Source organism: Saccharothrix sp. NBAS 001, from assembly GCF_056640475.1.
The window spans coordinates 234,738-250,021 of sequence record NZ_CM153251.1 but is presented as its reverse complement, the minus strand read 5'-3'; the positions used below and the strand labels follow the sequence as shown (position 1 = coordinate 250,021).

Below are 15,284 nucleotides of genomic sequence, written 5' to 3'. Positions count from 1 at the left end.
CCGTTCCGGCGCGGGCGGGGGCGCCGGAAGGCACGTGCCGACCGGCACCCCCGACGCCGGCCGGTCGGCACTGCCCGCCGGCCGGTGGCCGCTCCTAGCGTCGCCGCCATGACCTTCCTGCTGCGGTTCGGCGCCCTGTCCGGCGCCCTGTCCGGAATCCTGATCGCGGTCACCGGGGCCGTCGAGGCGTTCGTCGGCGAGACCCTGCCCACCAGCCTCGCCATCGGCGTCTCGCCGGCCCTGGCGCTGCCCCTGATCACCGCCCTGCACCTCGGTCAGCGCGACCGCGCCGGCCGGTTCGGGTCGATCGCCTACGCGGTCGACGTGATCGGGCTGGGCCTGTTCGGCGCGGCGGCGTACGCGCTCAACGTCGTGCTGTTCCCGCTCGACGTCGAGCCCGCCGCGCCGACCAGGCTCGTGCTGGCGGCGAGCGCGCTGGTGTTCGCGACCGGCACGGTGCTGTTCGCCGCCGCGATGCTGCGCGCGAAGGTCCACCCGCGCGTGCCGGTGTGGACCCACGCCGTGGCGCTGCCCGTGCTGGCCCTCGCCGCCCGCCTGCCCGACACCCCGCTGACCAGCGGCGTGCACGTGCTGGCGGGCGGCTCGCTGGTCTGGCTCGCGGTCTCGGTCGCCCGGCGCCACCCCGCGAACGCCGCCACGTCCTCCGGCACCGCGCCGGCCTCGAACGCGGCCTCGGTGGTCTCTTCGTCCGCCTCGTAGTCCACGACGATCCGCCACCGGCCGTCGAGCCTGCGGCAGAACACGTGGAACCTGCCGTGGAACACCTTCGGCGTGCCGGCGCGGATCGCGTCGATCCGGAACAGCCCGCGCTCGCTCGCCGCGTCGGCGGAGGCGAGCCGTTCCACGAACCGGAACCGGATGTCGAGCGAGTCGCCGTTGGCCGCCACCCGGTCGAACCACTCGGCCATCTGCCGGGCGTAGTCGGCGTGGCCCACGACCTGCCCGGCCGGGCCGCCGGCGCGGATCAGGTCCGGGCCGTGCACCGCCAGGAACGCCGCTGCGTCGAGATCCCCGTACGCGCTGCGGAACGGCTCCCACACGTCGTGGTTGAGCTGCCGGAGCAAGGTCGCCGAGGTCATCGGTCTCCGGTCTCCGCGAGTCCCGGAGAGTAGTCAGGCCGACGCGATGGCGTAACCGAGATATTCGAGCCCCAGCACGGCGAGGATCCCGAGGTAGGGCACCGGGAAGCGGGGCGGTCGCGTCGCCGGGCCGACCCGGCCGATCCACGTGCCCAGCAGCGCCGCCAGCACCACGACCGGCAGGCCGAGCAGGTTCAGCATCATCGGCAGCTGCCCGTACGCGCACACGCCGGCGTTCGAGTCCTTGCAGCCGGTCGTCGGCGTGAACGCGAACAGGCCGTAGAGGAACGCCACCGGCGTCAACAGCACCAGCAGGACAGTGCCCAGGACGGCGGCGGCTTTCATGACCGCACGCTAGCAGCGCCCTCGGCCCGACCAGGGCGGTTCACCGGATCCGGCCAGGTGTGACGGGATTTACATCGTTGGAACAACGTTGTAAATCCGCCCGCCACGACCTAGGCTCCCGATCACCCACCGCGCAGGACGGAACCCGACCATGGCCACCCTGAAGGACGTCGCCGAACTCTCCGGCGTGTCCGTGAAGACGGTGTCGAACGTCGTCAACGGCCACGCGTTCGTGAAGCCGGAGAACCGGCGGCGGGTCGAGCGGGCGCTGGCCGCGACCGGCTACCGGCCGAACCTCGGCGCGCGCAACCTGCGCAGGGGCCGCACCGGGTTGCTCGCGCTGGTGCTGCCGGAGCTGACCGTGCCCTACTTCGCCGAACTCGCCGGGTTGGTGCTGCGCGCGGCGCGGCGGCACGAGTGGAACGTGCTGATCGAGCAGACCTCCGGCACCCGCGAGGGCGAGCGGGACGCGCTCGCGGCGCTCGGCCCGCACCTGGTGGACGGCGCGATCGTGAGCCCGGAGTCGTTGCGTGAACAGGACTTCGACGCGTTGTCGGTCCCCGCCGTGCTGCTCGGCGAGCACACCGTCGACCTGCCGCTGGACCACGTCGGCACCGACAACGCCGCCGCTGCCCGCGCGGCGGTCGGGCACCTGGTCGGGCTGGGCCGGCGGCGGATCGCCGCGATCGGCGCGCACCCGCACCGGGGCACCGCCGCACAACGCCTCCGGGGCTTCCGCGAGGCGCTGTCCGAGGCGGGTCTGCCCGCCGGCGCGGTGGCCACCGTCGAGAACTACCACCGCCGGGACGGGGCGCGCGCGATGGCCTGGTTGCTCGACCGGCCGACGCCGCCGGACGCGGTGTTCTGCTTCAACGACCTGCTCGCGGCCGGCGCGCTGCGGGCCGCCGCCGACCACGGCGCGCGGGTGCCCGAGGACGTCGCCGTGGTCGGGTTCGACGACAACGACGAGAGCGCGTACCTGCGCCCGTCGCTGACCACCATCGCGCCGGACAAGGCCGCGATCGCCCGCGCCGCCGTGGACCTGCTGCGCCGCCGGGTCGACGGCCCGGACCTGCCGCCGGAGCACGTCCGGACGCCGTTCACGGTGGAGATCAGGGAGAGCACGCTCGATGGCTGACGTGTGGATCGCGCCCGGCCGGATCAACCTCATCGGGGAGCACACCGACTACAACGACGGGTTCGTGCTGCCGATCGCGTTGCCGCACGCCGTCCGGGTCACCGCCGCGCGGCGGGCCGACGGCGTGCTGCGCGCGAGGTCCCGGCAGGCGGACGGCGTGCTGGAGGTCGCCGTCGCGGACCTCGCGCCGGGCGTGGTCTCCGGGTGGGCCGCGTACGTGGCCGGGGTGGTGTGGTCGTTGCGCCAGGCGGGTTTCCCGGTCGGCGGGTTCGACCTGGAGGTGGACGGGAACGTGCCGCCGGGCGCGGGGCTCTCCTCGTCCGCCGCGCTGGCGAGCGCCACCGCGCTGGCCGTCGCCGAACTGTCCGGAGTGGACGTCGACCGGCTCGGGCTGGCCCGGTTGGCGCAGCGCGCGGAGCACGATTTCGTCGGGATGCCGTGCGGGATCATGGACCAGTCGGCGTCGTTGCTCGCCCGCGCGGGCCACGCGCTCCTGCTGGACACCCGCAGCCTGGAGTTCGCGCACATCCCGTTCGACCCGGCGGCGGCGGGTCTGGCGCTGCTGGTGGTCGACACCCGCGCGCCGCACCGCCTGGTGGACGGCGAGTACGCGGCGCGGCGGACGACCTGCCACCGGGCGGCCGAGGTGCTCGGGGTGGCCGCGTTGCGCGACGTGACGGAGGTGCCCGGCGGGTTGTCCGACGAGCCGGCCCGGCGGGTGCGGCACGTGGTGACCGAGAACCGGCGGGTGCTGGACGTGGTGGACCTGTTGCGGGACAACCGGATTCGCGACATCGGGCCGGTGCTGACCGCGTCGCACGAGTCGTTGCGCGACGACTTCGAGGTGACCGTGCCGGAACTGGACGTCGCGGTAAGGGCGTTGCTGGGTGCCGGGGCGCTCGGCGCGCGGATGACCGGCGGCGGGTTCGGCGGCTGCGTCGTCGCGCTGGTCGACGCCGACCGGACGGCGGCCTGCACGGCGGCCGTGCGGCGGGCGTTCGCCGACAAGGGATTCCACGAACCCGACTGCTGGCCGGCCGTCGCGTCGGAAGGGGCGCGGCGCGGGTGACGCCGGCGGTCGGGCACCACATTCTTGCGGGCCTTGCCGAACAGCCCGAGAATGGCGGTTTCCGGCCGGACGCGAATAGCCCGCGCCGGTTCGCGACACCGCCGGACCGGCCCGAAACGCGCCCTGTCGACCGTTGCCCGCACCCCACCCCGCAGGTACGCTCCTCGCACCACAAAACCGGAACGGCCACGTCCGCAGGGCCGCATTTCGGCAAGGTCGAGCGAGAAAGAACGCGCATGAGTGCACATCCCGCGTTATTCCTGTACCTGGATCAGCAGTCCGTCGAAAGCACCTACGCGCAATTGTTCTCCGCGCTGGAACTGACCGAGCACGAGACCGGGACGACCCGGGGCGGCAACCGGGAAACCGCGATCGGCTTCGGGGAGTGGGGCGGGTACAAGCGCGGCGGGCAGAGCGGCGAGGCGGAGCGCACCGTCTACCAACGCAGGCGGACCAGCACGGACCTGGCGCTGCGGGTCGAGCGCGCGCTGACCGCCTCGGACGCGGTCTACGCCGTGGACCTGGACGCGAGCCCGTCGTTCCGGTCCCCGGTCCAGCGGGCCATCGCGGACGGCGACCCGCTGGCCCGGCTCGCCGCCGCGATGGTCGACCGGGTGACGCGCAATCGTTTCCGGCCTGACGACAACGGCGACGGGATCGGCACCGAACTGCTCCACGCGGCCCGGCAGGACCTCGCGCGGCGACGCCAGGACATCTCCTCGGAGACCATCGGGCGGATGATCAGCTGGTCCGGCCACCTGTCCGTCCGGGGAACGTTCGGCGCGCGCCCCGCCCGACACCGGGGAACCGAACTGGTCTTCGAGGACCCGGCGGACGCGGTGACCGTGGTGATCCCGCTGGACGAACAGCACTTCCTCGGACCGGGCAGCGCCATGCTCGGGCCCGGCAGGCGGCTCGCCGTCACCTGCTTCGGCCGCCGGATCGCCTACGACGAAGCGGACGACCTGCTCACCATCTGGCCGTTGTGGATCACCGCGTGAGCCGTGGCGGCACGGCGGCCGGAGCGCGCCGGCCCGCTCGGCGCTGATCCTCCCCACCCGTTTCCGGTGGTGCTTCGGCTGCGCGCAGGCGCCGACCAAGACAACCCGGTGTACATGTGGAGGATGGCGCGCGCTCACCTTGGGCGTGTACGCATCTAGGAATGCGCCGATTAGCCGTCATCGCAGCCCTGGTCCTCCTGCTCCCCGCGCCACCGGCCAACGCCGCCGGGCTGACCCGCGACCCGGTGTCCGTCGTCTACGCCCGTGACCACGCGCTGCACGTGCTCAACAACGGAGCCACCGACGACGAGCTGACCGCGCGCACCGCGAAACTCGCCGCCGACCCGTGGAGCTTTTTCCGCGGCACCTCCCCGCTCTACTACCGCGACCTGGGCGAACTCGCCCCGTCCGGCTACCGCGGCACGCAGGTGTGGATCACCGGCGACGCCCACCTGGAGAACACCGGCGCGGACCGGGGCGCGGACAACACCGAGCAGTACCAGCTCACCGACACCGACGACGCGTGGATCGGCGACTGGACCTGGGAGCTGCGGCGCGAGGCCGTCTCCATCGTGCTGGCGGCCCGGCGCAACGGCCGCAGCGCCGCGCAGACCACCACCGACCTGAACACGTTCGTCGCCGAGTACGCCCAGTGGATCGGCAAGTTCCACGGCAACGACGACGAGCTGACCTACCGGCTGACCAAGGCCAACACGTCCGACCTCAGCCATGACCTGATCGACGCGTCCGACGCCGACAGCCGCGCCGACCTCGTCGCGCGCTGGACGTCCGGCGGGCGGTTCAAGGCCGACCCCGAACTCCAGACCGTGCCGGCCGCCACCCGCACCCAACTCGTCAACGCCGTCGCGGCCTACCGCACCACCGCCGCCGACCCGCTGACCGCCGCCGAGGCGACCGTGAAGGACGTCCGCCGGCGGACCGGCGCGGGCACCGGCAGCCTGGGCCGGTACCGCTGGTACGTGCTGGTCGAGGGCGACACCGCGGCCGCCTCCGACGACCGGATCCTGGAGCTCAAGCAGCAGGTCGACCCGGCGCCCAAGCCGCTCGCGCCGTCCGCCACGACGCTCACCGGCGGGCAGCGGCCCGCGCTCGCCCTGCGGTGGCTCGTGAACCAGTCCGACCCGCTGGCCGGCTGGGCCCAGGTCGGCGCGGTTCCGGTGCTGGTGAAGGAGAAGTCGCCGTTCGCCGAAGACCTGGCGGTCGGCGACCTGACGTCGTCGGCGATCTGGGACGACACCGTGCGCGACGTCGCCCGCCTGCTCGCCGCAGGCCACGCCCGCGCCGACCGGGACCTGGCGGGGACCGGCATCGCCTACTCCGCCGACGCCGCGATCGACAACGCGATCACGTCCGTGTCCGGCCTCCAGGCCGAGACCCGCGCGTTCGCCACCGGCTACGCCGACCAGGTCACCGCCGACTGGTCGGCCTACGTCACCGCGAAGAACAACGGTCGCGCGTTGTTCTGAAAAGGAGGCACACCGTCCCATGTCCCCCCTGACTCGGCGAACCCTGATCGCCGGCGGCATCGCCAGTGCCGGCGTCACGGTCCTCGCACCCACCACGGCCAACGCCGTCGCCTACCCCTTCACGCTCGGCGTCGCGTCGGGCGAGCCCGCACCGGACGGCTTCGTGATCTGGACCAGGCTCGCGCCGAGCCCGCTCGACGCCGACGGCCTGGGCGGCATGTCGAGCGCGAGCGCCACCGTCGAGTGGCAGGTGGCCACCGACCAGCGGTTCACCCAGATCGCCAAGTCCGGCACGGTCACCGCCGTGCAGGCGTGGGCGCACAGCGCGCACGTCGAGGTCACCGGCCTCCAGCCGGGCCGCGAGTACTTCTACCGGTTCCGCGCGCTGGGCTTCGTCTCCGGCGTCGGCCGGGCGGTCACCGCGCCCGCGCCCGGCACGTCCCCGGCGCTGACCATGCTGTTCACCTCGTGCTCGCACTACGAGGCGGGCTACTTCACCGCGTACCGGCGGATGGCCGAGGAGAACCCGCACCTGATCCTGCACCTGGGCGACTACATCTACGAGGGCGCGGCCTCCACCACGAACGTCCGCAAGCACGCGCCCGCCGCGGAGATCGCCAGCCTGGCCGACTACCGGGTGCGGCACGCGCAGTACAAGACCGACGTCGACCTCCAGGCCGCGCACGCCGCCGCACCTTGGCTGGTCGTCTGGGATGATCATGAAGTAGAGAACAACTACGCCAACCTGGTGCGCAACGACGGCTCCCCCGCCGGCGACTTCCGGGCCCGGCGCGCGGCGGCGTACAAGGCGTACTACGAGCACATGCCGCTGCGGCCCGCGCAGGCCCCGACGGCGGAGAACATGCAGCTGTACCGCCGGGTCCGGTGGGGTTCGCTGGCCACGTTCCACATGCTCGACACCCGCCAGTACCGCGACGACCAGGCGTGCGGCGACGGCACGAAGGTGTGCCCGGAGGCGGACGTCCCGACCCGCACGCTGACCGGCAACCCCCAGGAGACGTGGCTGCTCAACGGGATGCGCGAGAAGCTCGCCACGTGGGACTTCATCGGGCAGCAGGTGTTCTTCGCGCAGAAGCTCGCGTCGGCGGACGGCGCGCGGTCGATGGACTCGTGGGACGGCTACACCGCCAACCGCGACCGGCTCCAGCGCGGGTGGGACGCGGCGGGGCTGAAGAACACCGTCGTGCTGACCGGCGACGTGCACCGCTCGTGGGCGAGCAACCTGATGTTCAACTACACCACCCAGGACCGGATCGTCGGCACCGAGCTGGTGACCACGTCGGTCACCTCCGGCGGTGACGGCAACGCGGCCGACAACGGCCTGTCCGCGCTCAACCCGCACGTCAAGTTCCACAAGAACCTGCGCGGTTACGTCCGCACCGTCACCACGCCGAGCCAGGTCGCGGTCGACTTCCGCTGCGTGGACAAGGTGACCGTGCGGGACTACCCGGTCAAGACCGTGCAGAGCTACGTCGTGCGGGCGGGCAACCCCGGATTGCAGGCACCGTGAAGAAGATCATCGCACTGGCCGCCGCGCTGATGCTCGTGACCACGGGCACCGCGTCCGCCGCCGTCGCGTGGACCACCGCGAACTCGACCGCGACCGGCGACCAGGACAACGCCGCCGTGTCCGCCGTGCGCACCGGCTACACGGCCGTGGTGTGGGAGGACGACCGGGACGCCACCGACCCCGGCGACGCGCTGCACAGCGACGTCTGGATCCGGCTGTTCAAGGACGGTGTATCCCGGTACGAGAAGAAGTTGTCGGCCGGCGGCACCGGGAACTGGACGCACGTGCAGCCCGACGTGTCGCTGCACGACGACGGCAGCGCGGTCGTCGTGTGGTCGGAAGACCCGGACGGCAACGGTTTCTACAACATCGCCGTGCGGGTCGTGCGCACGGACGGCACGATCGCCGGTTCCGCCACGGCGAACGCGTCGTCGGACGGCCAGCAGAGCGTCGCGGCGGTGGCCGCCGACCCGGACGGCGCGGGTTTCGCGGTGGCGTGGGAGGACAAGCAGTCGACCACGAACGCGACCGTGCGGGTGGCGGGCTTCGGGTCGGTGTCCGCCAAGACCTACGAGGCCCAGGTGCACGCGAACGGCGGCACGCACCGACGTCCTGACGTGGCCATGGGTGCGGCCGGCAACGCGATCGTCGTGTGGGACGAGGACGGCGACGGCAACGGGTTCTTCAACGTGGCCCGCAAGGTCCTCACCCCAGCCGGTGGCGTGAAGTTGGCGCAGGCCGGGGTGAACGCGGCCGGCGGCGGCCAGCAGCGGCACGCGTCGGTGGCCGCGAACTTCAACGGCGATTTCGCGGTGGCGTGGGAGACCGACCACACCGGGACGCTCCAGACGGCGGTGCGCTCGTTCTCCGCCACCGGGGCCGCAGAGTCCACTGTGGACACTCTGGTGGCGGGCACCGACCCGCAGGTGGGGATCGACGACCAGCGCTCCGCCGTGGTGACGTCCGTGGTCGCCTCGGACGTCGTGACGCAGGGCCTCAACCCGGACGGTTCGACCGAGGGCCGGTTGCCGCGCCAGAACACCGTGCAGACGGCCACGGGGCGGCAGGACGAAGCCGCCCTGGGCGTGGACGCGTGGGGCCTGGTCACCGTCGTCTACACCGACGACAACGACGGCAACGGTTTCGACCAGGTCTACCTCGGGACCGGGTGGCAGAACAGCACGTGGTGAGCCGCGCGGCGCGCCCTCGCGGGGGCGCGCCGCGTCACTCGGCGACCACGACGGCGACCATGCCCTCCGGCGCGTCGCCGTCGTGCGCGCCGCCCGCCAGCACGATCGGCAGGCCCCGGTAGGCGCGCCGGAACTCCTGCACCACCGTGAAGTACCACGCCCGGTCCGCCGGCGGGCCGTCGACCAGCGGCACCAGCCGGTGGTCGGCGAGCCAGGCGAGCCCGGTGTCCGGGTCGATCCCGTAGTCCTCCCGCAGCCGGCCCAGCAGCCACGCGGTGAACGGCCGCACCACCCCCGGCACGGGCGGTCCCGGCCACGTGGCGAAATCCACCAGCACCGCGACGGGTTCCGTCGCGTCCGCACGCGCCTTGTCCACCAGTACGTGGGCGATCTCCCGCAGCACCGCGGAAGTCCCGGCCGCCGGACCGCACACCACCAGTCGGCTCCCGCTGATGTCCAGTTCCTGCAACGGACTCGTGGACACCTGGAAGCGCCGAGTCGGGTCGAGCAGCCTCGGGACGTCCACCGGGCGCGCACCGAGCCGCCGCACCACCCGTTCCAGCACCTCCTCGCGCGGCTCACCGGCCGACCCGGCGCGCACCCGGCCGTCCACCAGGTCCACCGACCGCAAGTGGTCGCGCAGCACCAGGTGCGGGAACCGGAACCGCCTGCCGTCGGCGGCGACCAGGCCGCACGAGGCGGCCTCGCGGAGGAACCGCCGGGTGCGCCACGGCAACACCCCGGCCCACGCCGCCGCCGGGCCCCACCAGCACACGCCGACCGCCAACGCGGTCAACGGCGCGAGCGGGTAGCCGCCCAGGAGACCGACCACCAAGCCCAGCAACGGCATCGCGACCGGACCCGACATCGGCGGGCCGACCAGCCACGCGCCGCCGACCGCCAGCAGGCCGCCCACCGACGCCGCCACCGGCGCCCACCAGCCGATCCGGTGGACCGACCCGAAACGCGAGCGCACACCACCCTCGGAGGCGTCCACGACGGCCCGGCAGCAGATCGCGCACAACACGCCCAGGATGAGCCCCGCCAAGAGCCCGGCGGGCAGGAACGTGAACGCGTCGAGCAGCATCGCCGACCCGTACACGCCCACGAGGAAGACCGTCGCGATGATCGCCACCGCCCGCGACCCCCGCAATCCGGGGTGGTTGTACTGAACGGTGATGAACGCGGTGACCGTGATGTAGGTCGTCACCAGGAGGACGACCGACTGCGGATTCGCCGGTTGCACGACCGTGGTCGAGCCGAGCACCTGCCCGACCGCCGCGCCCAGCACCAGCCCGCCCGCCGCGCCGACGAGCCGGCGGGCCCGGGTCCGCACCGGGTCGACCGCGTAGCGCGTGCCCCAGGAGTCGCGCGGCGTCCGGCGCAGCGCCCACGCGAACGCGGTGACGACCGCGGTCGCCGACAGCCCGGCCGCCAAGCCGCCGAGCCGGGCGAGCGGCAGCACGGCCCCGGTCGTCAGGAGGCCCGCGACCAGGGCGGGGGTCACCCACCGCCGCATCGCGACCGCCACCTCGTCCGGCAGCGGGCCGATGGGCCGGGTCTGCACGGCACCCGGGTCGTCGGTCCGTTCCGCGGCCCGGACCAGCAGGCCGATCCCGCGCACCAGCCGGATTCGCTCCGCCGGGCTCCCGCCGCGCCGGTCGAGCAGTTCGGCGAGGTAGCCGCCGAGCAGGTCGCGCCTCGGGTCGGCGGAGCGGCGGCCGGCGGTCCGCGCCACGCGCAGCCACAGCGGCGTGTCGACCAGGTCGCGCAACTCGCCGGCGAGCGCGCCGAGACCTCGTTCGACCTGCTCCGGCGTCAACGGCTCGATGGTCGCCGTGCGGGCCAGGGCCAGCCCCTCCACCTCGCCGGTCCGGGAGGTCACGACCAGCGGTGGCGCGGCGGGGTCGTTCGCCAGTTCGTTGATCGCCTTCACGCACGCCGCGCGCAGGTCCGCGCGCACCTCGTCCACGCCGTCCAGCAACAGCACCAGCTGCCGCTGCCTCAACCACGCCCGCGCCACGTCCGGCAGCACGCCGTACCGGGTCCGCGCCTGCGCCAACAGCCAGTCCAGCAGCGCCGGCGGCCCGTCCGGTCCGCCACGGCGCAGCAGCAAGCGCCGGCGACGTCCCCACCCGGCCAGCGACAGCACCACCGGCACGGGCTGGAGCACCCGGTTCGCGCGTTCGGCGCGGCGGGCCAGGACTCGGGCCAGCCGCAGCAGTTCGGTGCTCTTGCCGGCCCCGGCGGCACCGAGCACCAGCAGCGACTCGTCCACGTCGTAGGCCGCGACCAACGAGTCCGAGACGTCGTTGCCCGCGCGCACGCTCAACGCCAGCGGCCGCACGGCGGCGAACTCCTCGCGCAGCGCCGCCGCCACGTGCTCGCCCGACCGGCGCAACGCCCGTGCCCGGTCGCGCGGCGTGGGTTCGGGCGCGCCGCCGAGCAACGACCACGACCCGCGCTGACGGCGCAGTTCGACGGCGGTCAGCGCGAGCGCTCCCGCCGCCCACAACACCCACAGCCACCACGGCGGCGAGTCGCCGGTGACCAGGTTGGTGAGCAGTCCGACCAGTACCGTCAGCCAGGTGGCGGCGACGACGAGGGGTAATCGGCGCATCAGTCGTCGAGCGTCGCCCGGAACCGGGCGGCCAGCCGCTTCGGGGCCTTGCACAGCCACGCCTCGGTGACCAGCTCGGCCAGCTCGGCCACGTCGATCCGGTCCAGCCGCACCAGGACGGCGGAGTAGCCCTCGAAGTGCGGGATGGTGAAGTAGACGTCCGGGTCGTCGGCCACCAGCGCCTCTTTCACGCCCAGGTCCGGGACGCTCGCGCCGAGGATCGGGCCGTCCGGCGCGTCCGCGCCGAGTTCCTCCCGGTCGCGCCGGCGCAGCGGCCGGTCCCAGACGAACAGCTTGTCCTTCACCCGCCAGGCGGGCATCCCGTCGTGCGACGGGCGTTCGGTGACGTCGGGCAGCGCCGTCGCGAGTCGGCGCACGTCGTCCCAGGTGGCCATGCCGCACGATAGCCCGCGCGCGCGGTCGGCGCTCCCGTGCGACACCATCGTTGGCAACACCAACATTTGCAGCTATCGTTGGCGTCACCAACATTGGTGAGACCAACGGAGTCGACGTGATCGAGCCCTACGAGCTGAACGTCCCGCAAGCCGACCTGGACGACCTGCGCGACCGCCTGGCCCGCACCCGCTGGCCCGAACCGGAACCCGGCGAGGGCTACGGCCTGCCGCTGGCCCGGACCCGGGAGCTGGCCGCGCGCTGGCAGGCGTTCGACTGGCGCGCCCAGGAGGCGGCGCTCAACGCGTGGCCGCAGCACACCACCGAGATCGACGGCCAGCGGGTGCACTTCCTGCACGTCCGCTCCTCCCGCGAGGACGCCCTGCCGCTGGTGCTGACCCACGGCTGGCCCAGCACCGTGCTGGACTTCCTCGACGTGATCGAGCCGCTCTCGCGGGACTTCCACCTGGTCGTCCCGTCCATCCCGGGCTTCGGCCCGTCCGGTCCCACGCACGACCGGGGCTGGAGCGTCGAGCGGGTCGCCCGCGCGTGGGCCGTGCTGATGGACCGCCTGGGCTACCACCGCTACGGCGCGCAGGGCGGCGATTTCGGCTCCGGGATCTCCCGGGCGCTGGGCGCGATCGCGCCGGACCGGGTGGTCGGCGTGCACGTGAACTACCTGCCCACGCCCCCGCCCGCGAGCACCGACGGGCTGTCCGCGCGGGACCTCGAACGGGTCGGGGCGATCGAGCGGTTCCTCGCGCAGCGGCCCGGCTACCAGGTGCTGCACTCGACCCGGCCGCAGACCGTGGCCTACGGGATCACCGACTCGCCGGTCGGCCTGCTCGGCTGGGTGGCCGACCGGTTCGACCAGTGGGTGGACCCGGCGTCCGGGCTGGACGACGACCGGCTGATCGCGACCGTGGCGATGTACTGGCTGACCAGGACCACCGGGTCCGCGCTGCGGCTCGCCCGCGAGTCCACCGGCGGCGGAACCCCGTGCCCCGTGCCGCTCGGGGTGGCCGTGTTCGCGCGCGACATCATCCTGCCGGTGCGCGGCGTGGTGGAGAAGTCCTTCGACCTGCGGCGGTGGACGGAGTTCGACCGCGGTGGCCACTTCCCGGCGATGGAGACGCCGGACCTGCTGGTCGCCGACGTGCGCGCGTTCTTCGCCGAACTCCGCTGACCGCAGGGTGTGCCCGGTGGCCGCGCACGACGGTGGGCGGCGACAACGGTTCCCCCACCGCCCAGACGCGGTGATCCAATCCAGTTCGCCCCGGGATCGCGTCGACCACCTGCCGGTCGACTCACCATGACCACCAGGCAACCTGATCACGGGCCTGCAGGACGCTGCCTAGCCGAAGCGCCCGTGCACGTAGTCGGCCGTGCGCTGGTCCTCGGGCGAGTTGAACACCGCGTCCGTACCGCCCTGCTCCACGATCACGCCCGGAGTCCCCTGCTCCGCCAGGAAGAACGCGCAGCGCTGCGAAACCCGGGCCGCCTGCTGCATGTTGTGCGTGACGATCACGATCGTCACCAGGGTCCGCAGCTCCGCGATGGTCTCCTCGATCCGCCGGGTCGACGTCGGGTCCAGCGCGGAGCACGGCTCGTCCATCAGCAGCACGTCCGGGCGCACCGCGAGCGACCGCGCGATGCACAGCCGCTGCTGCTGGCCGCCCGACAGCGCGCCGCCGGGCTGCCGCAGCCGGTCGCGGACCTCGTTCCACAGGCCCGCGCGGGTCAGGCACTCCTCGACCAGCGCCTCCCGCTCGGACCGGGACGCCGACGTGCCGGTGAGCTTCAGGCCCGCGGTCACGTTGTCCGCGATGGACATCGCCGGGAACGGGTTGGGCTTCTGGAACACCATGCCGATCCGCCGGCGGGTCTCGGTGATCGGGCGGCCGGGTTCGTAGATGTCCGTGCCGTCCAACCGGACCTCGCCCGCCAGCGCGGCGGACGGCACCAGTTCGTGCATCCGGTTGAGGATGCGCAGGAACGTCGACTTGCCGCAGCCCGAGGGGCCGATCAGCGCCGTCACCGTGCCGGCCTCCATGGTCAGCGACACGCGGTCAAGCACCTTGCGCTGCCCGAACCACGCCGTCACGTCCACCGCGTCCAGGGTCGCCCCGGTCACCACCGGCCCGAGGTCCACTTCGGTCTGCTGCACGGGCGCGAGGGTAGGCAGCGCACCGGGCGCGGCGGTTAACTCGGCGTTCACCCGACATGGCCGGTCGCCGAGTTGGCTGTGCGTTCACCACCTGGGTGAGGGGCGAGAGCGCAACCTTCCCCGATGCGAGGTGGCTACCCCTTGTTGACGTGCGGCAACGTTCTCCTCGCCCCATCCGGGGGGCAGGAAATCGTTGAGGGACAAGGAGATTTCCCGATGCGCTCCACCCTGAAGAAGGCCGCCGTGCTGGTCGCGGGCGCGGCGGCGTTCGCGATGCTCGCGGGCACCGCGCAGGCCGACCCGTCCGGCACGCCCGCCGCCACCGACCTGGTCGGCGTCGGCTCGGACACCACGCAGGACGTCGCCCAGACCCTGGGCACCCTGTACAACGCCAAGACCCCCACCCCGGCCTCGAAGGTCTACTCCTGGCACGCCACCGGCGGCGGCACGATCACCACCAAGACCGGCGCGACCCCGATCACCCGGCCGAACGGCTCCGGGGCCGGCATCACCGCGCTGCTCGCCGACACGGCGCACACCACCGTCGACTACGCGCGTTCCTCGCGCACCCCGAAGACCGACGGCACGGAGGCGGGCCTCGCCTTCATCGAGTTCGCCCGGGACACCGTGACCTACGCGACCGCGTCGACCTCCACCGTCCCCACCACGCTGACCACCCTCGCCCTGAACGAGCTGTACTCCTCGGCGGCGGGCAGCGCGGCGTGCAAGTACACCGCCTACCTGCCGCAGGCCAACTCCGGCACCCGGGCGTTCTTCCTCGCCAGCATCGGCGTGTCCTCGCCGGGTACCTGCGCCAAGGACAAGTTCAACGGCGTGGACGTGCAGGAGCACAGCCCCGCGCCGCTGATCGGCGACCCGACCGCGATCGCCCCGTTCTCGGTCGGCCGCGCCGTCGGCATCACCACCATCAAGGTCAACACGGTGGACGACTCGGTCCGCCCGGTCGGCAAGGCTCCGGCCGTGACCGCGCGGGTGAACCCGGCGACCGGCCAGGAGGTCGCCACCGGTGGCGTCGTGGCCTACGACCGCCCGCTGTTCAACGTGATCCGCAAGGCGGACAAGACCGTCGCCAAGTACTCGGCCTACTTCGGCTCCCTGGGCTACATCTGCACCAACACCAACGCCAAGAACGCCGTCCAGGCCGCGGGCTTCCGCCTGGCCGGCGGCTGCGGCATCGACCGCAACTGACGCTCGACCCGAACCGAGCCCGGCGGCCTCCAGT

Annotated in this window: 13 protein-coding genes and 1 pseudogene; 9 read left to right on the top strand and 5 right to left on the bottom strand. The window is 73.1% G+C overall.

Annotation, left to right across the window (positions count from 1 at the left end; translation table 11 throughout):
* The first annotated feature begins 108 nt into the window (after positions 1-108).
* Positions 109-720, top strand: coding sequence for a hypothetical protein (locus AC0HI0_RS01215; protein WP_480930352.1), 612 nt, complete (start codon positions 109-111; stop codon positions 718-720).
* 20 nt (positions 721-740) lie between these two features.
* Here the strand turns inward: AC0HI0_RS01215 and AC0HI0_RS01210 are convergent.
* Positions 741-1,100 (bottom strand): annotated as a pseudogene (locus AC0HI0_RS01210) (YybH family protein); the annotation flags it as partial.
* A 33-nt stretch (positions 1,101-1,133) separates the two neighbouring features.
* A complete protein-coding gene (locus AC0HI0_RS01205) occupies positions 1,134-1,445 on the bottom strand; it encodes a hypothetical protein (RefSeq protein ID WP_480930351.1) in 312 nt (103 codons plus the stop codon).
* A 151-nt stretch (positions 1,446-1,596) separates the two neighbouring features.
* On the opposite strand from AC0HI0_RS01205, the gene AC0HI0_RS01200 reads away from it, so the two are divergent.
* From AC0HI0_RS01200 to AC0HI0_RS01175, 6 genes are all read left to right on the top strand, one after another.
* Positions 1,597-2,583 carry a LacI family DNA-binding transcriptional regulator gene (locus tag AC0HI0_RS01200; protein ID WP_480930350.1) on the top strand — a complete coding sequence of 329 codons (987 nt, stop codon included), beginning with the start codon at positions 1,597-1,599 and terminating at the stop codon, positions 2,581-2,583.
* Positions 2,576-3,652, top strand: a complete 1,077-nt coding sequence (gene galK / locus AC0HI0_RS01195; protein ID WP_480930349.1) for a galactokinase — start codon at positions 2,576-2,578, stop codon at positions 3,650-3,652. The genes AC0HI0_RS01200 and galK overlap by 8 nt, the downstream gene beginning before the upstream one ends.
* 236 nt (positions 3,653-3,888) lie before the next feature.
* Positions 3,889-4,653, top strand: a complete 765-nt coding sequence (locus AC0HI0_RS01190) for a hypothetical protein (protein WP_480930348.1) — start codon at positions 3,889-3,891, stop codon at positions 4,651-4,653.
* Positions 4,654-4,814: 161 nt separating this feature from the next.
* Positions 4,815-6,140, top strand: coding sequence for a DUF2252 family protein (locus AC0HI0_RS01185; RefSeq protein ID WP_480930347.1), 1,326 nt, complete (start codon positions 4,815-4,817; stop codon positions 6,138-6,140).
* A 19-nt stretch (positions 6,141-6,159) separates the two neighbouring features.
* Complete coding sequence (locus AC0HI0_RS01180) at positions 6,160-7,671, top strand: alkaline phosphatase D family protein (RefSeq protein WP_480930346.1); 1,512 nt, start codon at positions 6,160-6,162, stop codon at positions 7,669-7,671.
* Positions 7,668-8,861: a hypothetical protein gene (locus tag AC0HI0_RS01175; RefSeq protein WP_480930345.1), complete on the top strand. Its 1,194-nt coding sequence runs from the start codon at positions 7,668-7,670 to the stop codon at positions 8,859-8,861. Before AC0HI0_RS01180 ends, AC0HI0_RS01175 begins: the two co-directional genes overlap by 4 nt.
* A gap of 34 nt (positions 8,862-8,895) precedes the next feature.
* Here AC0HI0_RS01175 and AC0HI0_RS01170 read toward each other — a convergent pair whose 3' ends face one another.
* Both AC0HI0_RS01170 and AC0HI0_RS01165 read right to left on the bottom strand, forming a co-directional pair.
* A complete protein-coding gene (locus tag AC0HI0_RS01170) occupies positions 8,896-11,481 on the bottom strand; it encodes an NACHT domain-containing protein (protein ID WP_480930344.1) in 2,586 nt (861 codons plus the stop codon).
* On the bottom strand, positions 11,481-11,876 hold the full coding sequence (locus tag AC0HI0_RS01165; RefSeq protein ID WP_480930343.1) for an MmcQ/YjbR family DNA-binding protein: 396 nt from the start codon (positions 11,874-11,876) through the stop codon (positions 11,481-11,483). Before AC0HI0_RS01165 ends, AC0HI0_RS01170 begins: the two co-directional genes overlap by 1 nt.
* A 116-nt stretch (positions 11,877-11,992) precedes the next feature.
* On the opposite strand from AC0HI0_RS01165, the gene AC0HI0_RS01160 reads away from it, so the two are divergent.
* On the top strand, positions 11,993-13,060 hold the full coding sequence (locus AC0HI0_RS01160) for an epoxide hydrolase family protein (RefSeq protein WP_480930342.1): 1,068 nt from the start codon (positions 11,993-11,995) through the stop codon (positions 13,058-13,060).
* A gap of 168 nt (positions 13,061-13,228) precedes the next feature.
* Here the strand turns inward: AC0HI0_RS01160 and AC0HI0_RS01155 are convergent, their stop codons facing one another.
* Complete coding sequence (locus tag AC0HI0_RS01155; RefSeq protein WP_480930341.1) at positions 13,229-14,041, bottom strand: phosphate ABC transporter ATP-binding protein; 813 nt, start codon at positions 14,039-14,041, stop codon at positions 13,229-13,231.
* A gap of 216 nt (positions 14,042-14,257) precedes the next feature.
* Between AC0HI0_RS01155 and AC0HI0_RS01150 the strand changes: the two genes are divergently transcribed.
* Positions 14,258-15,250, top strand: coding sequence for a hypothetical protein (locus AC0HI0_RS01150; protein WP_480930340.1), 993 nt, complete (start codon positions 14,258-14,260; stop codon positions 15,248-15,250).
* Positions 15,251-15,284 lie beyond the last annotated feature (34 nt).